Here is a 23,246-nt window from a genome sequence, read left to right on the forward strand (position 1 = left end):
GAAGAAAATGTCTGGGGCTGGCATCCTGGCCCGATGGTGGGCGCTTCGGGTGCCTTGCCTGCAAAGCTTTTAGGCCGCGATCAGTGCGCGCCTTGCGGGTGCGTGCTCCCGGCGCGGTGCCAGGACGCTGATGGTACAAGGTGCCTGCTGCGGATCGATCCTGGCTGGCAGGTGATGCGTTTCGGAAGCCGTATGGAGCATCTCCAGGGCTTCTTCATCAACCCTTGCGTGGCTGATGTCCAGCTTCAGGTCAAGGCCTTCCTTCAAGGAATTGGCCCGCTTAACTACTACATAAAGCGCGTTCACGCTGTGGACGGTGATATGCCCCTTTGCAATCACCAGAGCCTTGGCGTGGTCGAGGTCTACACGGACAACGATGTTGAGCTTGGAATTCAAGTTGTAAAGCCTTCCCCGGCATTGGCTGCGACGCTGCAGCTTCTTGCTATGGCCTGTTTCTTAAGCCTTATCCAGAGTAAGGGGCGAATGTGACCCACGCAACAGTTACGTATTTATTACAGCGAATGTTCATGCTAATCCTGTGACGCGTTGGGGTGCAGCACGGTGAACGGTGCAGGCAGCCTGGAAGTACCGGCCGCTCAAGCCGCCACGCGCCGCCGTCGAGCTACCCGACCAAATGGGCTCAGCCCACCGCTTCAGGAAGTCTTCCGGTTAACGCCGACACCGGAGCCGACGACCAGCGCTCACGCTCCGGCTCATAGGAGATGACCACGGAGGTGTCCCTCTCCCGCGCCTCATCCATGGCGAGCAAGAGCGCGTCCTCAAGGTGCCGCGCGTATTCGAGCCGCTCGGCCAAGGTTCCCTGAAGGTCGCCGTCGTCAATCAGGGCATGGCCTTTACCGTCCACGATGACCTTGAGCGAATACCCCTGGTCCTCATGGAGGGATCCCCGGGTTGTTGAAATTTCGGTGACCCTGTCTGCCCGGACCAGCCCGTTGCCGAGCGTACGGATCCACACTTCACCCATGGAAAAACCTCCCCTTTGGCAGTGGGCGCGAATCAGCACCCCATAAGGCAAACGGTAGTCCTTCGCAAGGGTTTTGTGACCCCCAAATGTTTGCCTTTCATTTCCCCGCAGCAGGCCACCCTAGGATAAATCTGATGACTTCCCCGGACGACTCCCAGCCCTTCAGCCTGCGTGCCATCGCGGTGGCCGCTTTCGGTCCCACTCTGCTGTACGGAATCGGGACGGGAGCAATCCTTCCGGTAGTGGCGCTCAGCGCCCGCGACCTTGGTGCCTCCGTTGCCGTCGCGGCACTGATCGTCACGCTGATCGGGCTGGGCTCGTGGTCTTTCAACCTGCCCGCATCGCTGGTGACCCTCAAATTCGGCGAACGCTGGGCCATCGTGGGCGCCGCCACGGCGGCGGGGCTGGCGCTGGCCGCAGCCGGGTTGTCCTCCCTGGTCCCCAACGGACTGTGGCTGCTCGCGGCTGCGATGGCCGTCGTCGGAATGTCCGGCGCGGTGTTCGGACTGGCGCGGCAAAAGTATCTTACCGAGGCCGTTCCCGTGGCCTTCAGGGCGCGGGCGCTTTCCACGCTGGGCGGTGTGAACCGGATTGGCGTGTTCATTGGCCCCTTCCTGGGCGCGGCCGTGATGCAGTTTTCCGGCATCGGCGGGGCGTACTGGGTGGGTGTAGTGGCGATGGCCGCCGCAGCGCTGCTGTCCCTCACCATCCCGGACCTCGAGTTGGCGGATACGCACGACGGCGGGAGTGCCGGCCCGGAGCCCACCCTCCGCAGTGTGGCGGTTTCCCACGCCGGCGTCTTCCTGAGCGTGGGCGTCGGGATCCTGCTGCTCAGCGCGCTGCGCTCGTCCCGCCAGGTGGTCATCCCGCTGTGGGCCGACCACCTGGGCATGGACGCGACGTCGGCCTCCCTGATTTACGGGCTCTCCGGGGCCATCGACATGCTGGTGTTTTATCCGGCCGGCAAGCTCATGGACCGGAAAGGCCGCCAGTTTGTTGCCGTCCCGTCCACCCTGCTGATGGGCACCGCGCTGCTGCTGATTCCGCTCACGGGGTCCTTTGTTGGGCTTCTGCTGGCGGCACTGTTGATCGGGTTCGGCAACGGGATCAGTTCCGGGCTGGTGATGACGCTGGGCGCGGACTTCTCCCCGGACCGGGGCCGCGGCCAGTTCCTGGGGCTTTGGCGGTTCATGGCTGACGCCGGCTCCACCGGCGGGCCTGTCCTGCTCTCCGCGGTGACGGCCCTGGCAACCCTTGGCGCCGGGATCTCAGCCACGGGCGTACTGGGGTTCGCGGCGGCGGCCGTGTTCGCCGTCGTGATTCCCCGGCTCAAGCACCGGCGGAACTACTGACGGGGCGCTATCCTCAACAGATGAGTGAAACGGGCACGCCCACTCGAATCAGCGGGCTGCAAAAAGGCATGTGGTGGCTGCAGGACTATCTCTATGCCGGCGTCTGGCAGGTACGCGGCGTCCTCTCCCGCGTGCAGCCCGGCTCCTTCCACCAAGGCCACCGGGCACCCGTAGTGATCATCCCCGGCGTGTATGAAAACTGGCAGTTTATGCTGCCCCTCATCCAGTGCATCCACGACGCCGGCCATCCCGTCCACGTCGTAACCGTGCTGCAGCGGAACAGCCTGGACGTCCCCGCTGCCGCCAGGCTCGTGGCTCAGCACCTGGAGGAGGCGGGCCTGCGGGACGCTGCCATCGTGGCGCACAGCAAAGGCGGGCTCATCGGAAAGTACGCGATGCTGAACCTGGATCCGGAGCACCGGATTGAGCGGATGATCGCGGTGTGCACCCCGTTTTCCGGGTCGCGTTACGCCAAGTACATGCTGCTGCCCAGCCTGCGGATCTTTTCCCCGCGCAACGCGCTGACCCTCCAGCTGGCCCGTGAGGAAACCATCAACAGCCGCATCACCTCCATCTACGGGCCGTTCGATCCGCATATTCCCGAGGGCAGTGTCCTGCCGGGTGCCACCAACATCGAGCTGCCCACGGCCGGGCACTTTCGGATCCTGGGGCATTCTGAAACGTCGCGGATCATCGTGGAGCAATTGAACCTTCCGGCGTGAACCGGGTTTCCGTTGATCCCGCCGGCGGGAGGTGCAGGCTTCCGGCTGCACCTTTTAGGCTGGTCAGTGGGTTGGCGACCGAAAGGAGAAGCACTGTGACGTCCACTGGCGACGCCGGCCGAAAGCGGGCCCTTCCGGAAGAGCCGGACCACTCGCGTTCCAGCAGCGCGGTGGAGCGCCGGCAAAGCAGGTGGGCCACCGTCCTCGCTGTCCTGCAGCGGCTGCTCTACCTCGTGGTGACCATTGCCGTGGGCTGGGCTGTCTACTACTTCCTGCTCGCACGGCTTTCGCGCGGACCGGAGCAGGCGTGGGTGTTCCTGCCGGTCTGGCTGATCCTGGCCTACGCGCTGCTGCCGCGCATCCACAAGATCCTCAGCAGCCTGTACATACCGGACTACTTCATCGGGCGGACCAGGACGGGCGACGGCGTACTGGGCGACCCCGTGAACCTCGCCGTAGTGGGGCCCGAGGAGGAGCTTCGCCAGGCGATGCGGAAGGCGGGTTGGGTGGAAGCCGATCCCATTACCCCGGCCACCGCCTGGCGGACCCTGACCTCGACTGTCCTGGGGCGCAGCTACCCGCAGGCCCCGGTCAGCTCGCTGTATGTGTTCGGCAACAAGCAGGACCTTGCGTTCCAGCGGGAAATCGACGGGAATCCCCGCAAGCGCCACCACGTCCGGTTCTGGAAGTGCCCGGCCGGCTGGATGCTGCCCGGCGGGCTGGCGGTGGACTGGGTGGGGGCAGGGACCTACGACCGAAGCGTCGGCCTTTCCCTGTTCACGTTCCAGATCACGCACAAGATCGCCGACCGTACGGACGAGGAACGCGACTTCATCATTGAGACCCTTCGCTCGGCCAACGCGGTTGAGTCCGTGCACGTGATCCTCCACTACTCCAGCGGCTACCACCACCGCAACGGCGGCGGCGACGCCATCCGCACCGACGGGCACCTGCCGATCATCGACCTGCACCCGCCGCACCGGCTGCGCCGGGCCGGTTCCCCGGCCTCCTAGGCAGTCGCTTGCCGGAGGGGTCTCGTGGAATTTATGAGCGCGCAGGCCGTCAAGCGTCGCCGGGGCCGGGACTGGTGGCTGTGCCCAGGATGTGCGCGACGGGAGGGGCCAACGGACCTGCCGAGAAGCCGAACCGCCGGCTGGACTGCACCGTGAATCCCGCCGCGGTGATGGCCCGGAGCGTGTCCCGGTTGGGATGGCAGCCGCCGGCCATCCGCTGCCAGGCCGGGGTGAGCAGGTCTTCGGCTGCGGCCAGGAGGCCGTTGCCGGACCGGACGTGCTCGTAAAAGGCGAGCGTCCCTCCGGGGCGCAGGACCCGGCGGATTTCAGCGAGGGCAGTGGCCTGGTTTGGCACGCTGCACAGGACGAGGCTGGCCACCACCGCGTCCGCGCTGGCATCCTCCGCGGGAATCTGTTCGGCGGCGCCGGCCAGAACCGTTATGGGCACCCGTGCGGAGGCCGCGCTGGCCTGGGCGAGGTTGCGGAGATAGTCGTCCGGTTCGATGGCCAGGACCTGGGTGACCGCTTCCGGGTAAAGGGCGAAGGCCGAGCCGTTACCGGCACCGATTTCGATGACGGTCCCGCTCAGGCCTGCAAGGATGGTTCGGCGGTGTTCCGTGCCGCCGCGGCGGTTCATCTCCTCCACGGCCCGGGCGTAGGCGCGGGCGAAGCGGGGGTGCTGCAGGTCCGGCGGCCCGCTTTCGCCGGAGGGTCCTTGTTCCTGCCTGCCGGCGCCGGTCATACAGTCCTTCTTCCGCCTGGTCTTAGCGATCCTAGTCTGCGTTGCTAGTCCGCGTTGAAGGGGTTGCTGGTGTCCGTGGCGAGCGTACCGCTACTGGCCGTCAGGACGCAGCCAGAAGCTTTTCCGGCGATTTCGAGGTCGGGGAAAGCGGCGGCGCCTGATGCTGCTGCCCGCGTGAGCGTGCCCTTGATGCTGCAGTTGGACTGGAGCATGACCTGCGCTGAGCTATCAGCGGGGTTGCCGAAGGCGTCCAGGACATGGACGGTCACCGGCGGGGTGATGGGTGTGTTCTTGGAAACGACGGTTGGAACGGCGTCGAACTTAAGCCGGCCCGGTGCTGCGGCCGTGATGGTCGCGGTGACCGGTGCGGGAGCGGCCAGACCCAGTGAAGCTGCAGTGATGGTTGCGGTGCCGGCTTTGGTGTCCCCATAAAAGAACGACGCCGACGAGGACCCGGCGGGGATGGTCACCGTGGAGGCCTTCGCACCGTTCGCCGTGGCAGCAAAGATGGTGGCTCCGGCGGAGCTGGTGGCGAGCGAGACGCTAAAAGTTCCGGCAGTAACGGCATTGCCGTAAGCGTCCTGGCGTTGAAGCGTCACCGGGCCAAGGGTTGCGGCACTTGAGGCCGGACCGGTAAGCGTGGCGCCGCTGGTGACTATCAGCTTGCTCGCTGCGGCCGGAACCACCGTGAACGTGCTGCTGGCGGCGCCGGCGTAACCAGGGCTGGAAGCGGTCAGCGTGTAGTCCGCACCCGCCTTGTTGATTGAGAGGCCGCTGAACGTGGCTGCGCCCCACGCATCGGTGATGGCGCTTACCGTTCCGTAAAGCGTCCCGGCAGCCGGATTGGCGCCAAGGCTGATGGTGACCGGGACTCCGCGTTCCCGCACCTCAAGCCCGAAGATGGTCCGTAATTGCACGCTGAAAGACATGACCGGTGAGCCGGCGGTCACGGTAACGGACGGCTGCGAGTCGAAGGAGAGGTCACGAAGGCTGGTCACCGCTACGGTTCCGCTGACGGGGCCTGCTGCTGTCCAGGAACGGTGCGCGGCCGTTACCTGGTAACTGTGCGTGCCTTCCGGGACTGATGTGTCCGTGCAGGTCATGCCTGCGATCGGAGCGGCCGGGCTGGAGCCGCAAGCGGCCACGGCTGTGGAACCGGTGATCCGGGTGACGTAGTAGCCGGTCGGGACCACAGCGCCGGCGGACCGGGTCCAGCTCACGGCAACGTTTGAGTTGCTGCTCGCCGGGACCGAAAAGTTGGTGGGCGGAAGCAGCGTGGCGACTGACGCCGTCGTACTTCCGGATCCAGCAGCCCGCCAGTGTGCTGATGCTGGAACAGCGCCTGCGAAAGCGGCAATGAGCAGGACCACGACGGCCAGTACCCCGCCCCGCAAAACCCCGTTAAGCCAAACCAGCTCCCGCCGAAGCCGGGGGGTGGCTTCGGGGGAGCTGGAGTTGGTGGGCACGGGGACCTTCCGGAAAATCGGGCTTGACAGCGTTTAGGCGGGCTGACCATGGGGCTATGAAGCTGAGGGATTGCTCCAGGAAGGTGATTCCTGCCCTCTTCAGCTGGCCGCGAAGTGCAGGGGCACGGCAGCGCCCTTGCAGCCGTCCTGGTTGACGCCGGGGCGGTCGACCATCTGAAGCGTCACTGTGCCGGTTACCGACTTACCAGCTTCGATCCCGGTAGTGGTGAAGTTGGGCTTACCCACAACAAAGTCATCGGCGGAGCACCCGGAGACAGCAGTCCACGCCGCACCATTAGTGCCGGCGACAGTTACAACAACGTTGGTCAGCTTCTGGACGCCCGTTCCCGGGTTCGTCACCGTGAAGGTAGCGGTCTGGATGGGGCCATTGGGGGAGAGCGGGTCACCGGCAACTGAACTGGCGATGGTGAAGTTCGATGAGGTGCCGGCCGTGGTTGTGGCGTTGCCGTCCCGGTCGCCGTCCAGTAGGCGGAGGCAACTCAAATTACTCATGGGTAAATCGTCAAGGTTTTGACAAGTGTTCCCCGACGTTTGCGCAGGTCAGCAGGGAGCCTGGCCGCGGAGGTGCCGCCGGGGCTGTTCGCGCAGACCGTGTTGTGCGAACCTTTGTGAGGGGGCGTTCACGGTGGCAGGAGGCCGAAGTGAGGATTGCGTCCGGGCAGTTCAGCGCCGGCAGGGAACCACAGCGGAACCTGGTGCAGATACAACAGCTGATGGAAACTGCCGCGCTGCATAACGCCGACCTGCTGGTGCTTCCCGAGTCCAGCCTGTACGCCGGCACCGAACCGCCCAGCGTCCTCGCGGAAGTGGCAGAGCCCCTGGACGGTCCGTTCATCAGCGGGATCGCAGCGCTTGCAAGAGGGCTCCACCTGCCCGTGGTGGTAGGAACCGCCGAGGCCAACCCCAACGGCCTTCCCTTCAACACGTTGGTGGCTCTTGGCCCGGAGGGCGAAGTCCAGGGGACGTACCGCAAGGTGCACCTTTACGATGCCTTTGGCTACCGTGAAAGCGACGGAACAAGCCAGGGCACCATCGCCGACCCTTATCTGCTCTCCTTCGGGCAGCTGCGCCTGGGGATGCTGACCTGCTACGACCTCAGGTTTCCGGAGAGCGCCCGCTATCTGGTGGATGCCGGCGCGAACGTCCTGCTGCTGCCGGCCATGTGGATCGTCGGCCCGGGTAAAGAAGACCACTTCAACACCTTGGTGCGTGCCCGTGCCATCGAGAACACCAGCTACGTGGTGGCGGCCAACCAGTGCGGGCCGCTGGCTACTGCTTACTCCATGGTGGTTGATCCCTTCGGGGTGGTGATCGCCAATGCCGGCGAGGCACCCGGAGTCATTTTTGCCGAGCTCGAACCTGAACGGATCGCGGCGGTCAGGACCCGCGTGCCGTCCCTGCGCAACCGCCGCTTCACGGTGGTACCCCGGGACCTTGGGTAACCCCGGAAGTGTGACCTTCTTGACACCTGCATTTGACCTCCACGAAACATTCAGTGCCTTCCGCGGCCATAAAATTGAAGGCAGAGAATTTTCCCGGAAGGACCACTGTGCAGACCACCGACGCCGCGATGAAACCCATCATCGGACTCACCACGTACCTGGAGCAGGCTGGGACCGACGGTTGCGGCACGGTCAGGGCAGCGTTCCTGCCTGAGACATACCTGAACCCCATCATCGCCGCAGGCGGAGTACCCATCCTGCTGCCTCCCCATCCCGTCATGGCAGGCATGATCGAATTGCTGGTGGGCAGGCTCGATGGCCTGGTGGTTCCGGGCGGCTGGGACGTGGACCCGGCCCTCTATGGCCAGGAAGCACACCCGGAGACGGATGCCCCCCGGCCGGAGCGTGATGCCTGGGAACAGGCCCTGATCCAGGAAGCAATTCGCCAGGACGTTCCGCTGCTGTGCATCTGCCGGGGGGAGCAGTTGCTGAACGTTACGCTTGGCGGGAGCCTCCACCAGCACCTGCCCGACGTCATCGGGAACGGCCAGTACCAGCCCGGCGGCTACAACTTCAACAGGATCCCGGTGGAGATCAAGCCCGGCTCCCGGCTCGAGCAGCTGATCGGCGCGAACCCCGGACCAGTGCCGGTGTCCCACCACCAGGCGGTGGACAAGCTCGGCGAGGGCCTTATTGCTGCAGCCTGGAGCGAGGACCAAGTGGTGGAAGCCATCGAATACCCCGCCAACACCTTCACGATGGGCATCCAATGGCACCCCGAGGAACTGCCCGAAGACTTCGGCCTTTTCCGGGGTTTCGTCGAAGCAGCCCGGGGGAAGTTCCTGTCGCGCCTCCTGCCTGCCACGCCGACGTCGCCGGTCACCGCGGAGATCAATGCCAGCCTCGCGGGGCCGCCACTCGTCTGAGCAAAACAGCCTGGCGCAAGAGCTCCTGAATAACCCAATGAAACGCCCCGAAACAGCCGCGGAATGCGCCTTGTTTCCGGGCGTTTTCATGCATTCCGCCTTGCGGACGGGAAATAAGCATGCTTAGTATGTTTCAACACTGAGGTTAAGCCAACGCTTCATGGTTCTATCCAGGGAGTCATAAATGGCTGGTTTGCGTAACGTTTTTCCTCCTGCCCGCGGACAAGTCCCACGTAGGGGAGATGCCGGCCCAAAGGGGCAGCGCTGATGCGCCGCCTGGGTGTGGAGGAAGAGTTCCTCATCGTCGACAATGAAAGCGGCCGTGCCGTGCCACTGGGCGAACTGCTGGACCGTCTCAGTGACGATGACGGGCTCAGCAGTGAAATGAAGCAGGAACAGATCGAGGCCTGCACGCTGCCAAGGATCAGCCTTGACGAGCTGGCGCAGGACATCACGGCCCGCCGGGTGAGTGCCGATTCCACCGCCCGCGCAGTGGGAGCACGCTCCGTTGCCCTGGCCACGTCCCCTTTCCCGGTGGCTTCCACCGCCGCGCCCGGTGAGCGTATCGAGCGGATGATGCAGAAGTTTGGCGTGACTGCGGTGGAGCAGCTGACGTGCGGGTGCCACGTCCACGTGGAGATCGACTCGGACGAGGAAGGCGTTGCCATCCTGGACCGGATCCGGATCTGGCTCCCGGTCCTGATGGCACTCACAGCGAATTCCCCGTTCTGCAACGGTGCGGACACCGGCTACGCAAGCTACCGCTCCCAGGCCTGGAACAGGTGGCCCACTGCCGGTCCCAGCGAGATCTTTGGCTCCGCTGAGGGCTACCACGCCCACCTCCAGGAAATGCTCCGCTCGGGAGTCCCCATGGACCTGGCACAGATCTACCTCGACGCCAGGCTTAGCCACCACCACCCCACCGTGGAAATCCGGGTAGCGGACGTGTGCCTGTTTGCCGACGACGCCGTCCTGCTCGCCGCCCTGGTGCGCGGCCTGGCGGAGACCGCGGCCCGGCAGTGGCGCGCCGGGGTCCCCCCGGTGCCTGCCTCTGCAGTGCAGCTTCGACTCGCCTCCTGGCAGGCGGGCCGTTTCGGGCTCGACGGTGAGCTGGTGGATCCGCTGACAGGCCAGCCCCGCGCCGCCTTCGAAGTGGTCATGTCCCTGCTGGACTTCATCCAGCCGGTGCTCAAGGAACAGGGCGAGTTCGACGTGGTGGAATCCCTGCTGTTCCAGGTCCTGACCAGGGGCACCGGCGCTGCAAGGCAGCGGGAGGCCTACGCCAAAGCGGGCAGCCTTTGCGACGTCATTGCAGACGCCGTCCACGCCAGCAGCCTGCCGGCAACAGCGCTGCGGCAGTTGATTGATGCGCCGCTGCTGGCGGGCGACCAGAGTTTCTAGGCAAGGAACCGGGAGGGCAAATGGACCAGAATGAGGCGCCGGTGCTCGAGGCGCTGGCAGAACACCAGAAACTGGAAAGGTACGGCTTCACTCCTCCTGCCCATCGGCAGGGCCGCGGCGCTGACCCGAGGGTGCTTGAGGTATTGGGCGAACAGAGCTTCAAGTCCGACGTCGTTGCCTCCTCAGGACTCGACGACCGGCAGTCCTCCAACGGCTACCTGTCCAAGGCAGAGCAGCTGATGGCCGAAGCCGTGGGCGCGGACATGGCGTTCTTCACCACCTGCGGCAGTTCCTTGTCCATCAAGGCGGCAATACTGGCGGTGACCCGCGGCGAGGGCGAGCTCCTCATCAGCCGTGACTCCCACAAATCGGTAGTCTCCGGGCTGGTGCTGTCCGGGCTGCAGCCGCGGTGGATCAAACCGCGGTGGGACAACGAATTGAAGCTGAGCCACCCGCCGTCACCCGAAACGGTGGAGGAGATGTGGCAGCGGTATCCGGACGCCTCTGCCGCCCTGATCGTCAGCCCCACGCCGTACGGCACCTGTGCCGACATTGAGGCCATTGCCGAGATCTGCCACAAACGCGGCAAGCCGCTGATCGTTGACGAGGCGTGGGGCGCGCAGCTTCCATTCCACCCGGACACGCCCACCTGGGCCATGTCTGCGGGGGCGGACATCTGCGTGGTCAGCGTGCACAAAATGGGGATGGGCTTTGAACAGGGCTCCATCTTCCACCTCCAGGGAAACCTCGTGGATCCGGTCCGCCTGAACCAGTGCGCCGATGTCCTGTCCACCACCAGCGCCAACACGCTCCTGTACGCGGCGATGGACGGCTGGCGCCGGCAGATGGTCCAGGAGGGCAAAGCCATGATCGAGAAGGCCCTGGAATTGACGAAGGGACTCCGGCGGGACATCGAGGCGCTCCCCGGACTGCACGTCCTCGAAGACGAACTGGTCCACGCCGAGGCGTCCCACGACCTGGATATCCAGCACATCATGATCGACGTTTCCAACCTTGGTATCAGCGGGTTCCAGGCCACGGACTGGCTGCGTGAGAACTGGCGCATCGACATGGGCACCACGGACCACCGGCGGACCGAAGCCGTGATTTCCGTGGCCGATGACCAGGAGACAGCCAACCGGCTCCTGGACGGACTCCGCGCACTCACCCAAGCCGCCCCGGACCTGCCCCGGCCACCCGCCGTCGTCATCCCGGACGAGGAGGACCTCTACCTGGAGACGGTGATGCTGCCCCGGGACGCGTTCTTTGGGCCTGTGGAAGTGATTCCGTGCGAAGAGGCACCCGGCCGCATCGCAGCCGAAATGGCCACACCCTATCCGCCCGGCATTCCCCTCCTGCTGCCCGGCGAACGGATCAACAAAGCGGCCATGGATTACCTTCGCAGCGGGGTTGAGGCAGGCATGGTCCTGCCGGATCCCGCCGACCCAACGCTCAAGACCATCAGGGTGGTTCGTGAAGAACCACACAGATCGCAGTAAAGGCAAGGAACGAGGACAGCACCATGTGCGGAATAGCCGGCGAAATCGCCTTCAACGGGAGGAAGGCCTCCCAAGAGTCGGTTCTAAAGATGATGGGGGCAATGACGTCGCGGGGGCCTGACGGGCGGGGGACCTGGGAGTCGGGCTGGGTGGCATTGGGGCATCAGCGCCTCAGCATCATTGACCTTTCCGAGGCAGGGGCGCAGCCGATGCTGGACGACGGCGGCCTGGCCGTCACGTTCAACGGCTGCATCTACAACTACAAGGAACTGCGCCGGGAACTGGAACCGGAGTTCACCTTCCGGTCCAACAGCGACACCGAGGTGATCCTGAAGGCCTACCGGAAGTGGGGCGACGACTTTGTCCACCACCTCGTGGGGATGTTCGCGGTGGCTCTCTACGACCCGCAACGGCAGGAAGTCCTGCTGGTCAGGGACAGGCTGGGCATCAAGCCGGTGTACGTCTCCCAGCTCCCGGGAAGGCTGCGCTTCGCTTCAAGCCTGCCGGCGCTGGTGGCTTCCGGCGGGATGGATACGTCCATTGACGAGACGGCCTTGCACCATTACCTGAGCTGGCACTCGATTGTCCCCGCACCGCGGAGCATCCTGCGCGGCGTCCAGAAGCTGCCGGCGGCAACCATCCGGACCATCCGGGCCGACGGAACCTGGCATGACCGCGAGTACTGGAAACCTGACTACTCGCGCCGCTCGGAGCACGCGGACTGGTCCGCGGCGGACTGGCAGGAAGCCGTCCGTGGTTCCCTCCAAACGGCAGTACGACGCCGGATGGTGGCCGACGTGCCGGTGGGCGTCCTCCTCTCCGGGGGCCTGGATTCCAGCCTCCTGGTTGCCCTGCTCGCCGAGGAGGGCCAGCATGGGCTGTCCACGTTCAGCATCGGGTTTGACGGCGCCGGCGGGGACTCCGGAAACGAGTTCGCCTACTCGGACCTCGTTGCGCGGGAGTTCGGTACGCGGCATGAGCAGTTGCACATCAGCACTTCCGAGTTCGCGCCGTCCATCGATGGGGCCGTGGGGGCGATGTCCGAACCGATGGCCAGCCACGACGTGACGGCGTTCCACCTGCTCTCCCGGACTGTTGCCGAGCATCTGAAGGTGGTGCAGTGCGGCCAGGGCGCCGATGAGGTCTTTGGTGGGTACGGGTACCACCAGCCGCTTGCTTCGGTGGGCCGTTCGGAGGCGCTGTCCACGTTCACCTCAAGTTTTGTGGATCACAGCCACGAGGAACTCCTGAACATCCTGGAGCCCGAGTGGTACTGCGCCACCGATGTGAGCCGCCGGGTCCTGGCCGCCAACCTGGATGCCCCCGGCGCGGACACCGCCCTGGACGCGGTGCTCCGGCTGGACACCCACCTGCTGATGGTGGACGACCCCGTCAAACGGCTGGACAACATGAGCATGGCCTGGGGCATCGAGGCCCGGGTACCGTTCCTGGACCATGAGCTGGTGGAGCTCGCCGCGTCCTGCCCGCCGGAACTGAAGGCATCCCAGGGCGGAAAAGGCATTCTGAAGGACCTGGGCCGGCAGCTGCTGCCCAAAGCCGTGGTGGACCGGCCCAAGGGATACTTCCCGGTCCCTGCCCTCCGGCACCTGGAGGAACCGTTCATCTCCATCGTCCGCGAGGCGCTCCATGCACCGGAGTCCAAACAGCGGGGACTCTTCCAGCCGGCCTACATCGATGGCCTCCTGGCGGACCCCAACACGCAACGGACCGCCGTTAACAGCAACGTCCTCTGGCAGTTGGCGCTGCTGGAGATGTGGCTCCAGCACCACGGGGTGGGCTGATCATTGAGCCTGCCGGACACGTCCACCTCCCTGTTGCCCGGGCTGCGCCAGGCCGTCACGGCGGACTTCACCTCCGCCGTCCGCCAACTGTCGGACCTGGTCCGCATACCAGCCATGGCCTGGGACTCCTTCGACCCCTCCGAGCTGGATAAGGCAGCCCGGCATGTGGCTGGCCTGCTCCAGGAAGCCGGGATCACCGACGTCGACATTTTGCAGGCGCCGCGGCCGGACGGCGCACCGGGAGCGCCGGCAGTGGTGGGACGGAGGCCTGCCCGGAACGGCAAGCCAACGCTCCTGCTGTACGCGCACTACGACGTCCAGCCGGCCGGGGACATCACCCTTTGGGAGAGCCCACCGTTCGAAGCGGTGGAGCGGGACGGCCGGCTGTGGGGCAGGGGAGTGGCGGACAACAAAGCCGGGGTGATGCTGCACCTGGCCGCCTTCCGCAGCGTGCTGCGCGTCCTGGGGGACGATCTGGAACTCGGCGTCACCATATTCATCGACGGTGAGGAGGAGGCCGGTTCGCCCAGCCTGCCGCTGCTGCTCCAGCAGCACGGCGACCTGCTCAGCGCCGACGTCCTGGTGGTTGCCGACTCTGGAAACTGGAAGGTAGGTGTCCCGGCCCTGACCACCAGCCTCCGCGGACTGATCCTGGGCACCATCGAGGTGCGGGTGCTGGACCACGCCCTGCACTCGGGCACCTATGGGGGTCCTTTACTGGACGCCGTCACCGTGCTCTCGCGCCTGATTGCCACGCTGCATCACGACGACGGCAGCGTGGCCGTGGAGGGGCTTATCGCCTCGGATATGCCGGGGCCTTCGATGGACGAAGAGGAGTTCCGGGCAGATTCCGGCGTCCGGCCACGCGTGTCCCTGGCTGGCTCGGGCTCGCTGACATCGCGGCTGTGGACCAAGCCGGCGCTGGCGGTCATCGGGATGGACGTGCCGTCGGTTGCCCTGTCCTCGGACACGCTGCAGCCGGTGGCACGGGCGAAGTTCAGCCTCAGCCTGGCCCCGGAGAGCGATACCGCCGCGGCCATGGACGCCGTCCGGCGGCACGTGGAGGTGCACACGCCCTTCGGCGCCGACGTGACGTTTACGCCCGCGGGCCGGACTGAGGGCTTTGCCGGTGACGCTGCCTCACCCGCTGCCCGCACCATGCTCTCGGCGATGGAGGACACCTGGAAAGTGCCGGCGGTCTGCATGGGGGTTGGCGGTTCCATTCCCGCCGTCAACATCCTGACCAAGCTGTATCCGCGGGCTGAGGTGCTCATCATCGGGGCGGAGGATCCGGATTCCCGCGCCCACGGGGCCAACGAGTCGATCCACCTGGGCGACTTCGAGAACGCCATCGTCGCCGAGGCTCTGCTGATTGCCCGCCTTAATTCCCCGGGCTAACCTCCCCTGTTCCCCACCCAACTAGCTCGCATTTAACGTCCCCATTTCGTGTTTTCGCGACGTTAAGTGCGAGTCACTTGGGCCATCCGGGGAGGGAGATGCGGTCAGCGCCTGGGTGAGCCACGGCGTCGTGCGGCGTACGCGAACAGGGCGGTGGTGGCAACGGTGGCCAGATACCCGGCGATCACGATCAGGGAGATCCCGGCCCAGAAATAGTTGGTGGTGCTGGCTTCCTGCCAGGGACTCGGCGCGATCCGGGCCAGCGAATACATCGCCACCGCAGCCGACGCCAGCCCGATCAGCACGGGCAGCGTCAGCCAGATCCGGGCCGACCCGATGTGCCCGCCGAAGCCGTCCCACGCATTCCAGGCCCCGCGGCGGATGATCAGCCAGCCCGCGGGAATCATAAACGCGCCTACCAGAAGGAACGCCGCCACCACGTCAGCCGGCCGGTGCCACTGGTTAATCAGCGTGGACACGCCCGAGGCAATCGCGAACGTCCCTCCCACAAACCCGGCCATCGGGCGCCAGCGCGGCGAGGCCATCAGGAACACCGCGGCCGCCGCCGACGCCGCCAGGGTAGTGTGCCCGGACGGCAGCGAATTCAGCTCCAGCGTCACCACGCCCTTGTCCGGCCGGGCCGGCAGCACATCCTTGAGGACCTGCGTGGCAATATTCGCGCCTATGCAGGCAACCACCGCAATGCCCGCTTCCGTCCAGTGCTTCCGGATCACCGTGACAAAGAGCACCACGACGGCGGCCATCACCAGGGAGATGGTGGGCAGCAGGTCCAGGAACCTGGTGGTCGCCTTGCCCGCCGGCCCGTGGATATCGACGGCCTCCACCAGCGCAGACTCGTCGATGAACTGGCCCGTGGTGGTCTGGACGAAGTAGTAGTAGGTGGCAATCAGCCCCGCAACGCAGGCCAGCGTGGCGAGCACGAAAAAGAAACCCGATCCCGGAGCCGGGCGTGCTGGGGTCCTGGTCTGTGCCTGCCGTTGCGAAGTCATCGCTTTAAGGTTGTCACAGAAAGCTGGGGTCCCGCCGCATGTGCCGGGCAGTGCCGCGGGGTGAGCCGGGCCCGGCGGCACTTACCTCAGGTTCCGGGCAAGTTCCTCGATGAGTTCGAACTGCTCGCGCACGCCGCCCTCCATGCCGGACTGCGCAATCAGGTCACGGACTTCCTTGCTGCCCGCATCGGTGCGGATGCTGACAAGGGTGGCGCCGCCGTCGGCATCGCTGAAGGTAACGGTGTTGACCACGGCCCCTTCCTCGCTGTCCGGCGCCGCATCGGGCGTTTCCATGACCTCCGTGTGCACAATCCGCTCACTGGCCACGATCTCGCGGTACGTCCCGTGGAAGGCAACCTCGAATTCACCGTGCGCCACCATCACATAGCGCCAGGCCCCGCCTACCCGGAAGTCCATCTCCACCACTTTCATCTCGCCCCGCCGGCCGGGCCACCAGCGCTTGACCAGATCGGGTGTGGTCCACGCCCTGTACACGAGGTGCCGGGGCGCGTTGACGGTCCGGGTGATGAGGATTTCCCGGTCGCTGGGAAAGGTCACGTCCATGGTGCTTGTCTGTGTCATTGCCCTGATCCTTAGCTTTGCGTGTCTTCCTGTTTGAGGTCGGCGAGCACGTCTTCCAGCAGTTCGAAGCGCTCGTCCCAGAGATGCTGGTAACTGGAGACCCAGTCATGGATGGGCTTGAGCGCCTGGGGGTTGAGCCGGTACAGCCGCTGCCGGCCCTCATCCCGCACGACCACCGCGCCCACCTCCCGCAGCACCCGCAAGTGCCGCGAGACCTGGGGCTGGGCCAGGCCAAGGAGTTCCACCAGTTCGTTCACCGGGCGCTCACCCTGCGTGAGGGCGTCCAGGATATCCCGACGGCGGGGCTCAGCTACCGCGTTGAAAGCGTCCGTAGTCGTCGCTGCCCGTGCCATACCGCTCATCATATATCGATATAGATATGTATTGGAAGGGTTTGCCGTCCCCGCTTGTACAGTGGGTCCATGCCCACGGACCCGAGCCCCCTGCCTGCCCTGGAGGAACTGCTGGCCGGTGCACACGTGGTGGGACTGCCCATGCGGGTAAAGTTCCGCGGCATCACGGAACGCGAGACCATGCTGCTGCGGGGCCCCGCCGGCTGGGGTGAGTTCTGCCCGTTCCCCGAGTACGGCGACGCCGAGGCCTCCAGATGGCTTGCCGCCGCAATCGAGGCCGCCTGGGTGGGCTTCCCTGCACCTCTGCGTTCGGTCATTCCCGTCAACGCCACCGTTCCGGCCGTCCCCGCCGGCAGGGTGCCGGAGGTTTTGGCGCGCTTTGGCAGGGTGGACGCCGTGAAGGTCAAGGTTGCCGAGCGTGGCCAGACCCTCGACGACGACGCCGCCCGCCTCGCTGCTGTCCGCTCCGTCCTGCCGGCTGCGGCAATCCGCGTGGATGCCAATGGAGGCTGGGATGTTCCGGCTGCTGTGGAGGCGCTCACGCGGCTGGCCGAGGTCGGGCTGGAGTATGCCGAACAGCCCGTGCCCACAATTGACGGCCTGGCTGAGGTGCGCCGTGCGCTCCGGGCTGCCGGAACGCCCGTGCTGATCGCGGCGGACGAGAGTGTCCGTAAGGAATCAGACCCCCTGCGGGTGGCGCGTGCCGGCGCAGCCGACCTCATCGTGGTCAAGGTGGCGCCGCTCGGGGGAGTACGGCGCGCACTGGACATTGTGGCGCAGGCCGGGCTTCCCGCCGTGGTGAGCTCAGCGCTGGACACCTCGGTGGGGATCCGCGCTGGCCTTGCCCTGGCGGCAGCGCTGCCGGAACTTCCCTATGCCTGCGGGCTGGGGACGGTGTCCCTGTTCGAAACGGACATCAGCATGGATCCGCTGGTGGCCGACGACGGCGCCATCCGCCTCCGCGACGTCACCGCCGACGCGGGGCTGCTCCAGCAGTATGCAGCTGCCCCTGAGCGCCGGGACTGGTGGCTGGCCCGGCTCCGCCGCGTCCACGCCCTCCTCGCCGCCTAGACGCTCTCTCACTTTCGGGGCGTTTTGGGCGGACGCTCTCTCACTTTCGGGGCCTTTTTTGGCTGGCGCTCTCTCACTTTCGGGGCCTTTTGGGCTGACGCTCCGTCACATCCTTGCAGGTCACCAGCGGTTAACCGGAACTTCACCTTGCTGACTACTGCCCGTAGAAACCGGCTGACAGGGTGGGCGGGACCTCATAGAAATACCTTGGAAGGCCCCCATGTCTGAAACGACTGCCCGCAAGTTCACCCTGCTGCCGATGCTCGGCCATACCAAGGGCAAGCGCAGTGCCGTCACCTGCGCGCTGAAGTGTGACAACGCCTGCGCCGGCGACGTCTGCAACACCAGCTCCAACAGCTACTTCCGGGACATCGCCTCCGCAACCATGTCCCGCCGCGCCGCCCTGGGCTTCGGCGCCGCCGGTGCGCTCGCCGTCGTACTGGGCAGTGCCGTCACTTCGCCTGAATCCGCCAGCGCTGCCGGCCTCTCAAAGGCTGCCAAGGAAGGCTTCGGCAGGTCCAAGCTGCAGTTCACTGCCATCCCCTCGATAGACGCCATGGTGGACGCTGTTACCGTTCCGCAGGGCTTTACCTGGCAGCCAGTCATCCGCTGGGGTGACCCCATCTTCAACGGCGCTCCGGAGTTCGACCTGAATAACCAGACCGCCGCAGCCCAGGAAGGGCAGTTCGGCTACAACAACGACTACACCGACATCCTGGAGATCCCGGGCAGCAAAGGCCGCCGCGCCGTGCTGTTCGCCAACCACGAATACACCAACGAGAACATCATGTTCCCGGCCACCATGCCTGCGGACCAGATGCGTGCTGTGGGGGCAGCCGCACACGGGCTCACAGTGGTGGAGTTGGAGCGCAAGAACAAGAACAAGCCGTGGACCTACGTCAAGGGCGCGCCGCTGAACCGACGCTTCCTGAACAACACCGTCTACGAACTGACGGGTCCGGCTGCCGGATCTTCACTGACCAAAACCGTTCAAGACCCGGCCGGCCGCTTCATCAAGGGAACTCTCGGCAACTGCGCCGGCGGCACCACCCCGTGGGGCACCATCCTGTCCGGCGAGGAAAACTTCCAGGGCTACTTCGTTGGCAACGGCACCTCTGCCGGCGACAAGCGCTACGGCATCACATCCAAGCCCACCGCCCGCCAGTGGGAACTGGACGAGGACCGCTGGGACACCCGCAAGGCCGGCTACGAGAACGAGGCCAACCGCTTCGGCTGGATCGTGGAAGTCGACCCCTTCGACCCCAACTCCACCCCGAAGAAGCACTCCATGCTGGGCCGCTTCAAGCATGAGGGCGCCAACGTCATCATCGCCAAGTCCGGACATGTCGTGGCCTACTCCGGCGACGACGAGCGCTTCGACTACCTCTACAAGTTCGTCTCCAAGGACAAGTACCGCGAAGGCGACCGGGCGCACAACATGACCCTGCTGTCCGCCGGCAGCCTCTACGTGGCCCGGTTCACCGGCAACTCACCGGCCGTGGACATCACCGGAACTGGTGCTGTTCCCTCAGACGGCGCCTTCGACGGCATCGGCGAGTGGCTCCCGCTGGTGGTTGATGGCAAGTCCGCAGTTCCCGGGATGTCCGTTGAGGAAGTGTTGGTGTACACCCGCCTGGCCGCCGACAAGGTTGGCCCCACCAAGATGGACCGTTGCGAGGACGTTGAGCCCAGCCTGCACACCGGCAAGGTTTACGTGGCCTGCACCAACAACTCCAACCGCGGTGTCGGGTCTAACGAAGGCGCCACCGAGGTCAACCCCCGCAACCAGAACCGCGACGGCCACATCGTGGAAATCACCGAAACCGGGGACCAGACCTCCACCACCTTCACCTGGAACCTGCTCATGGTCTGCGGCGATCCGGCCCAGGGCGACGTCACCTACTTCTCCGGCTTCCCGGTGGACCAGGTCTCACCCATCTCCTGCCCGGATAACCTCGCGTTCGACTCCGTGGGCAACCTCTGGATCTCCACCGACGGTGCCCCCTCGGGCATCGGCCGGGCGGACGGCCTGTTCAAGGTGACTTTGGACGGCGCCGAGCGCGGCAAGGTTGAGCAGTTCCTCGCCGTCCCGCGCGACGGCGAAACCTGTGGCCCCATCATCCACGACGAGGAGCGCACCGTGTTTGTCGCCGTGCAGCACCCGGGCGAGGACGGTACCTTCGAAAAGCAGGTCTCCTTCTTCCCTGACTACGTTGCGGCAGGCACGACGCCGGCTCCCGGTCACGCACGTGCGCCGCGCCCGTCCGTAATCCAGGTGTTCCGTACCGACGCCTAGGTCCCCTCCCGCCCTTGACGCTCTCTCACTTAACGCGGGAAAATCCGGAACGCTCTATCCCTCTCTCCAGGAGAGTGATAGAGCGTTCCGGCTTAAGGCGCATCAAGTGAGAGAGCGTTTGGCGTTTGGGGGGCAGGGAGTGAGAGAGCGTTTCGGGTTTTGACCCGGAAGGTGATGGCGCGTTTGGGGTGGCAAACTGGTTTGGTGACTTCGCCCAACGATTCCGCCCCCGACGCTTCGCACCAAGACGCATCCTCTACAGACTCTTCCCCCGCAGAGACTTACCCAGCAGGCGCTTCCGGTGCCGGGCCTTCTCTCAGTGCTGTGGCGGCGGCGCGGATCGCTGTCGGGGTCCTGGCCGACGGCGGTGTGCAGCACGTGGTGGTGTCGCCCGGTTCCCGGTCCGCTCCCATGGCCTACGCACTGGCCGAGGCATCGGCGGAGGGCAAGGTGGAGCTGCTGGTCCGCATCGACGAGCGTTCCGCCGGCTTCACGGCGCTGGGCCTGGCCCTGTCCACCGGCTCGCCGGCCGCCGTCCTCACGACGTCCGGGACCGCCGTCGGAAATCTCCTCCCGGCGGTGATGGAGGCAAACCATGCGGCCGTCCCGCTCATCGTCCTGTCCGCTGACCGGCCGGACGAGCTGCGCGGCACTGGCGCCAACCAGACCACCATCCAGCCCGACATCTTCGGCGAACAGGTGCGCTTCGCCGTCGACATCCCCGCAGGTAGCGACCCTGAACGTGCCATCCGGACCGGCCTGTCGGCGGCCACCGGTGCGTTCCCTGACCTGGCCCCCGGCCCGGTCCAGCTCAACCTGGCGTTCCGCGATCCGCTGGTTCCCGAGGCCGGGGCGAAGTTGCCGGCGGCGGCAGAACGGCCGCGATACCGGCTGGCCGGCGAGCCGCTCGTGATGAACCTGCCGCCGGCATCCGAGAACCTGCCCGAACGCCGCACGGTGGTACTCGCAGGGCACGACGCCGGCCCGGTCGCCGAAGCCTTCGCCCGCGCGCACGGCCTGCCGCTGCTGGCTGAGCCGTCCTCCAACGCCCGCTTTGGGCCGAATGCCGTGGGACCATACCGCCTGTTGCTGGAGCACTTCGGCCCAGAGGCAGCAACGCCGATTGAGCGGGTGGTCCTGTTCGGCCGGCCCACGCTGTCCCGGCCGGTCGCAGCCCTGCTGGCCCGCCGAGACGTTCAAACCGCTCTCTACCAGCCGGTCCCGGTGGCCTGGTACGAGCCTGGCCGGCGCACGGAACTGCCCTTGGAAAGCCTTGCGGACTTGGCAGATTTCGCCGGCCGGGGCCCGTCTACATGGTTGGATACCTGGCTGCTTGCCGGATCGGCCGCGCAGCACGCGCTGGACCGTATCCTCATTGAGGAAACTCCGGCCACCGGTCCGGCCGTCGGCTCGCTGGTGTGGGAACACGCCCGTGGCCAGTTGCTGCTCGGCTCCTCCAACGGAATCCGCGACGTGGACCTGGCTGGCCTTCCCGCTCCTGAACCTGCCGCCACGGTTTATGCCAATCGCGGCCTCGCCGGGATCGACGGCACCATCTCCACGGCCACCGGCATTGCGCTCGGCGGGCGGCAGGAAACCACCGTCCTGCTGGGCGACGTCACCTTCCTGCACGACGCCGGCGGCCTGCTCCTGGGCACCGGGGAGGAGGAGCCACAGCTGCGGATCGTTGTGCTCAACGACGCCGGTGGGGCCATCTTCGACCTGCTGGAGCACGGCGCGGTGCGTGAGGCGGGAACATATGGTGACGCCGTCGAGCGCCTCTTCGGCACCCCCCACACAGCGGACATCGCGGCACTGGCTGCAGCGTACGGCGTCGGGCATTGCTCGGTAAGTACGACGGCGGCACTCGCCGAGGCGCTCGCGCAGCCGATCGAGGGCCGCAGCATCATCGAAGTCCGCACGGACCGGCACGGCCTGCGCGCCCTGCACAGCCGGATCAAAGAGAGCGTCGCGGCAGCTGTAGGGGGAGTGCTGGCGCGCTAGGAGCCGGACTCCGGCTCAAGTTTCGCCATAACCCGCTCGGAGACTTCAACCAACATTTTCCGTTCCGCAGGCGTCAACAGGTCGAGGAAGTTCTCCCGGACCCACTCCAGGTGCCCCGGCGACGCCGCACGCAGTGCTGCCCGCCCCGCTGCAGTCAAATGGATGACCACCCCGCGGGCGTCATCGGGCGCCTGCTCCCGGCTGACGAGGCCTCGTTCCTCCATCCGACGCAGCTGATGGGCAAGCCGGCTGCGGTCCCAGCCGGCACTGTGTCCGAGGTCCCGGGCCCGCATTCCGGCGGCGCCGGCTTCGGCAAGGGGAGCGAGCATTTGGTAGTCGGCACCTGATACGCCGCTTCCCGCCAGCTGCCTCTCCATCCCGGCTGCCAGTTGCCGGGTAAACAGGATGTAGGCGAACCACACCTCCTCTTCGTCCGTGGTAAGGCCGCGACTCTTAGGCAACGTGCATCCAATCCGTAGAGCCCGAATAGTTGTTGACATGTCAGCATAACAGGGGCAAAGTTGTTGATACATCAGCAATAACCCGGCACGGGGGAAGCGGGCCAAGCCCTTAAGGAACAACCCATGACCGCCCAGTCAGCCACAGAAGCTCTCACGTTGCCGGATGCCGGCACCTACCGGGTCGACCCCCAACGCTCATGCGTCACCTACGCCTGCCAGCACATGTTCGGACTTGGCAAGGTTCGGGCCCAATTCCGCATCTCCTCCGGGCTGCTGATTGTCTCGTCAACATTGGCAGGCAGCAGAGCCAGTGCCACCATCGACCCGGCCAGTTTCAACTCCGCCAATGAGCGCCGCGACCGCGACGTGAAAGGCCGGGGCCTGCTTGATGTGGCCGCCTTTCCCCGTATCGGGTTCTCGTCCACCGGAATTCGTGAGGACAACGGCGCCATAATTCTTGCCGGGATTGTGGCCATGCACGGAGTTGAAGCCGCCGTGGAGGTTACGGTTCTGTCCTGGGCAGCCCCAATCCCTGGCCAGGTTCACGTTACGGCGTGGGCCAGCCACTTGGACCGTTGTTCGTTCGGCATCACAGGTTCAAAGGGCTTGGTAGGCCGCTACTTCGACCTGACCTTCCAGATTGTTGCAGCACGCGCTGAAACATAAGCCCCGCAAACAACCAAGCTGGCCTTCAGTTGGC

22 protein-coding genes are annotated in these 23,246 nt (G+C 65.8%); 13 read left to right on the plus strand and 9 right to left on the minus strand.

Annotated features, from left to right (window positions below):
- Nucleotides 1–69: 69 nt before the first annotated feature.
- Together M1D32_RS05400 and M1D32_RS05405 are read right to left on the minus strand one after the other, a co-directional pair.
- A complete protein-coding gene (locus M1D32_RS05400) occupies nucleotides 70–396 on the minus strand; it encodes a hypothetical protein (RefSeq protein WP_458781306.1) in 327 nt (108 codons plus the stop codon).
- 244 nt (nucleotides 397–640) lie between these two features.
- Nucleotides 641–985, minus strand: coding sequence for a thioredoxin domain-containing protein (locus M1D32_RS05405; protein WP_458781307.1), 345 nt, complete (start codon nucleotides 983–985; stop codon nucleotides 641–643).
- A gap of 134 nt (nucleotides 986–1,119) precedes the next feature.
- Between M1D32_RS05405 and M1D32_RS05410 the strand changes: the two genes are divergently transcribed.
- The 3 genes from M1D32_RS05410 (at nucleotide 1,120) to M1D32_RS05420 (ending at nucleotide 4,072) form a co-directional block, all read left to right on the plus strand.
- The gene (locus M1D32_RS05410) at nucleotides 1,120–2,337 is read left to right on the plus strand and encodes an MFS transporter (protein WP_458781308.1); all 1,218 of its coding nucleotides are present in this window, start codon (nucleotides 1,120–1,122) and stop codon (nucleotides 2,335–2,337) included.
- Nucleotides 2,338–2,357: 20 nt separating this feature from the next.
- Nucleotides 2,358–3,059, plus strand: a complete 702-nt coding sequence (locus M1D32_RS05415; RefSeq protein WP_458781309.1) for an esterase/lipase family protein — start codon at nucleotides 2,358–2,360, stop codon at nucleotides 3,057–3,059.
- A gap of 95 nt (nucleotides 3,060–3,154) precedes the next feature.
- On the plus strand, nucleotides 3,155–4,072 hold the full coding sequence (locus M1D32_RS05420; protein WP_458781310.1) for an LssY C-terminal domain-containing protein: 918 nt from the start codon (nucleotides 3,155–3,157) through the stop codon (nucleotides 4,070–4,072).
- A gap of 49 nt (nucleotides 4,073–4,121) precedes the next feature.
- Here the strand turns inward: M1D32_RS05420 and M1D32_RS05425 are convergent, their stop codons facing one another.
- From M1D32_RS05425 to M1D32_RS05435, 3 genes are all read right to left on the minus strand, one after another.
- Nucleotides 4,122–4,814 (minus strand): class I SAM-dependent methyltransferase, encoded by a 693-nt coding sequence (locus tag M1D32_RS05425; RefSeq protein WP_458781311.1) that lies wholly within the window; start codon nucleotides 4,812–4,814, stop codon nucleotides 4,122–4,124.
- A gap of 44 nt (nucleotides 4,815–4,858) precedes the next feature.
- Nucleotides 4,859–6,280 (minus strand): hypothetical protein, encoded by a 1,422-nt coding sequence (locus M1D32_RS05430; protein WP_458781312.1) that lies wholly within the window; start codon nucleotides 6,278–6,280, stop codon nucleotides 4,859–4,861.
- Between the two features lie 99 nt (nucleotides 6,281–6,379).
- Nucleotides 6,380–6,793 (minus strand): hypothetical protein, encoded by a 414-nt coding sequence (locus M1D32_RS05435; RefSeq protein ID WP_458781313.1) that lies wholly within the window; start codon nucleotides 6,791–6,793, stop codon nucleotides 6,380–6,382.
- A gap of 149 nt (nucleotides 6,794–6,942) precedes the next feature.
- Here M1D32_RS05435 and M1D32_RS05440 point away from each other — a divergent pair, with 149 nt between their 5' ends.
- From M1D32_RS05440 to M1D32_RS05465, 6 genes are all read left to right on the plus strand, one after another.
- Nucleotides 6,943–7,743: a carbon-nitrogen hydrolase family protein gene (locus M1D32_RS05440; RefSeq protein ID WP_458781314.1), complete on the plus strand. Its 801-nt coding sequence runs from the start codon at nucleotides 6,943–6,945 to the stop codon at nucleotides 7,741–7,743.
- Between the two features lie 107 nt (nucleotides 7,744–7,850).
- Entirely contained in the window at nucleotides 7,851–8,669 is an 819-nt protein-coding gene (locus M1D32_RS05445; protein ID WP_458781315.1) for a gamma-glutamyl-gamma-aminobutyrate hydrolase family protein, read from the plus strand.
- Between the two features lie 267 nt (nucleotides 8,670–8,936).
- Nucleotides 8,937–10,070: a glutamate--cysteine ligase gene (locus M1D32_RS05450; protein ID WP_458781316.1), complete on the plus strand. Its 1,134-nt coding sequence runs from the start codon at nucleotides 8,937–8,939 to the stop codon at nucleotides 10,068–10,070.
- A 20-nt stretch (nucleotides 10,071–10,090) separates the two neighbouring features.
- A complete protein-coding gene (locus tag M1D32_RS05455) occupies nucleotides 10,091–11,569 on the plus strand; it encodes an aminotransferase class I/II-fold pyridoxal phosphate-dependent enzyme (RefSeq protein ID WP_458781317.1) in 1,479 nt (492 codons plus the stop codon).
- Between the two features lie 23 nt (nucleotides 11,570–11,592).
- Nucleotides 11,593–13,371, plus strand: a complete 1,779-nt coding sequence (locus M1D32_RS05460) for an N-acetylglutaminylglutamine amidotransferase (protein ID WP_458781318.1) — start codon at nucleotides 11,593–11,595, stop codon at nucleotides 13,369–13,371.
- A gap of 3 nt (nucleotides 13,372–13,374) precedes the next feature.
- Complete coding sequence (locus M1D32_RS05465) at nucleotides 13,375–14,769, plus strand: M20/M25/M40 family metallo-hydrolase (protein WP_458781319.1); 1,395 nt, start codon at nucleotides 13,375–13,377, stop codon at nucleotides 14,767–14,769.
- 104 nt (nucleotides 14,770–14,873) lie between these two features.
- Here the strand turns inward: M1D32_RS05465 and M1D32_RS05470 are convergent, their stop codons facing one another.
- From M1D32_RS05470 to M1D32_RS05480, 3 genes are all read right to left on the minus strand, one after another.
- Nucleotides 14,874–15,779, minus strand: a complete 906-nt coding sequence (locus M1D32_RS05470) for a phosphatase PAP2 family protein (RefSeq protein WP_458781320.1) — start codon at nucleotides 15,777–15,779, stop codon at nucleotides 14,874–14,876.
- An 81-nt stretch (nucleotides 15,780–15,860) separates the two neighbouring features.
- Entirely contained in the window at nucleotides 15,861–16,361 is a 501-nt protein-coding gene (locus tag M1D32_RS05475) for an SRPBCC family protein (RefSeq protein ID WP_458781321.1), read from the minus strand.
- A gap of 11 nt (nucleotides 16,362–16,372) precedes the next feature.
- Nucleotides 16,373–16,714 (minus strand): ArsR/SmtB family transcription factor, encoded by a 342-nt coding sequence (locus M1D32_RS05480; RefSeq protein WP_458781322.1) that lies wholly within the window; start codon nucleotides 16,712–16,714, stop codon nucleotides 16,373–16,375.
- A gap of 69 nt (nucleotides 16,715–16,783) precedes the next feature.
- On the opposite strand from M1D32_RS05480, the gene M1D32_RS05485 reads away from it, so the two are divergent.
- The 3 genes from M1D32_RS05485 (at nucleotide 16,784) to menD (ending at nucleotide 22,085) form a co-directional block, all read left to right on the plus strand.
- A complete protein-coding gene (locus tag M1D32_RS05485) occupies nucleotides 16,784–17,785 on the plus strand; it encodes an o-succinylbenzoate synthase (RefSeq protein WP_458781323.1) in 1,002 nt (333 codons plus the stop codon).
- A gap of 220 nt (nucleotides 17,786–18,005) precedes the next feature.
- Nucleotides 18,006–20,081 (plus strand): PhoX family protein, encoded by a 2,076-nt coding sequence (locus tag M1D32_RS05490; protein ID WP_458781324.1) that lies wholly within the window; start codon nucleotides 18,006–18,008, stop codon nucleotides 20,079–20,081.
- 204 nt (nucleotides 20,082–20,285) lie between these two features.
- Nucleotides 20,286–22,085, plus strand: a complete 1,800-nt coding sequence (gene menD, locus M1D32_RS05495) for a 2-succinyl-5-enolpyruvyl-6-hydroxy-3-cyclohexene-1-carboxylic-acid synthase (protein WP_458781325.1) — start codon at nucleotides 20,286–20,288, stop codon at nucleotides 22,083–22,085.
- Here the strand turns inward: menD and M1D32_RS05500 are convergent.
- Complete coding sequence (locus tag M1D32_RS05500; protein ID WP_458781326.1) at nucleotides 22,082–22,546, minus strand: MarR family winged helix-turn-helix transcriptional regulator; 465 nt, start codon at nucleotides 22,544–22,546, stop codon at nucleotides 22,082–22,084. The genes menD and M1D32_RS05500 overlap by 4 nt on opposite strands.
- Nucleotides 22,547–22,669: 123 nt before the next feature.
- On the opposite strand from M1D32_RS05500, the gene M1D32_RS05505 reads away from it, so the two are divergent.
- Nucleotides 22,670–23,212 carry a YceI family protein gene (locus M1D32_RS05505; RefSeq protein ID WP_458781327.1) on the plus strand — a complete coding sequence of 181 codons (543 nt, stop codon included), beginning with the start codon at nucleotides 22,670–22,672 and terminating at the stop codon, nucleotides 23,210–23,212.
- Nucleotides 23,213–23,246 lie beyond the last annotated feature (34 nt).

The organism is Arthrobacter sp. D3-16 (assembly GCF_054408515.1).

What these genes read in the sequence shown, in the direction of transcription:
- M1D32_RS05475 (WP_458781321.1), bottom strand. Translation starts at nt 16,361, where the DNA reads ATGACACAGACAAGCACCATGGACGTGACCTTTCCCAGCGACCGGGAA.
- M1D32_RS05435 (WP_458781313.1), bottom strand. Translation starts at nt 6,793, where the DNA reads ATGAGTAATTTGAGTTGCCTCCGCCTACTGGACGGCGACCGGGACGGC.
- M1D32_RS05415 (WP_458781309.1), top strand. Translation starts at nt 2,358, where the DNA reads ATGAGTGAAACGGGCACGCCCACTCGAATCAGCGGGCTGCAAAAAGGC.
- M1D32_RS05490 (WP_458781324.1), top strand. Translation starts at nt 18,006, where the DNA reads ATGTCTGAAACGACTGCCCGCAAGTTCACCCTGCTGCCGATGCTCGGC.
- M1D32_RS05485 (WP_458781323.1), top strand. Translation starts at nt 16,784, where the DNA reads ATGCCCACGGACCCGAGCCCCCTGCCTGCCCTGGAGGAACTGCTGGCC.
- M1D32_RS05480 (WP_458781322.1), bottom strand. Translation starts at nt 16,714, where the DNA reads ATGGCACGGGCAGCGACGACTACGGACGCTTTCAACGCGGTAGCTGAG.
- M1D32_RS05425 (WP_458781311.1), bottom strand. Translation starts at nt 4,814, where the DNA reads ATGACCGGCGCCGGCAGGCAGGAACAAGGACCCTCCGGCGAAAGCGGG.
- M1D32_RS05470 (WP_458781320.1), bottom strand. Translation starts at nt 15,779, where the DNA reads ATGACTTCGCAACGGCAGGCACAGACCAGGACCCCAGCACGCCCGGCT.
- M1D32_RS05455 (WP_458781317.1), top strand. Translation starts at nt 10,091, where the DNA reads ATGGACCAGAATGAGGCGCCGGTGCTCGAGGCGCTGGCAGAACACCAG.
- M1D32_RS05505 (WP_458781327.1), top strand. Translation starts at nt 22,670, where the DNA reads ATGACCGCCCAGTCAGCCACAGAAGCTCTCACGTTGCCGGATGCCGGC.
- M1D32_RS05410 (WP_458781308.1), top strand. Translation starts at nt 1,120, where the DNA reads ATGACTTCCCCGGACGACTCCCAGCCCTTCAGCCTGCGTGCCATCGCG.
- M1D32_RS05450 (WP_458781316.1), top strand. Translation starts at nt 8,937, where the DNA reads ATGCGCCGCCTGGGTGTGGAGGAAGAGTTCCTCATCGTCGACAATGAA.
- M1D32_RS05460 (WP_458781318.1), top strand. Translation starts at nt 11,593, where the DNA reads ATGTGCGGAATAGCCGGCGAAATCGCCTTCAACGGGAGGAAGGCCTCC.
- M1D32_RS05405 (WP_458781307.1), bottom strand. Translation starts at nt 985, where the DNA reads ATGGGTGAAGTGTGGATCCGTACGCTCGGCAACGGGCTGGTCCGGGCA.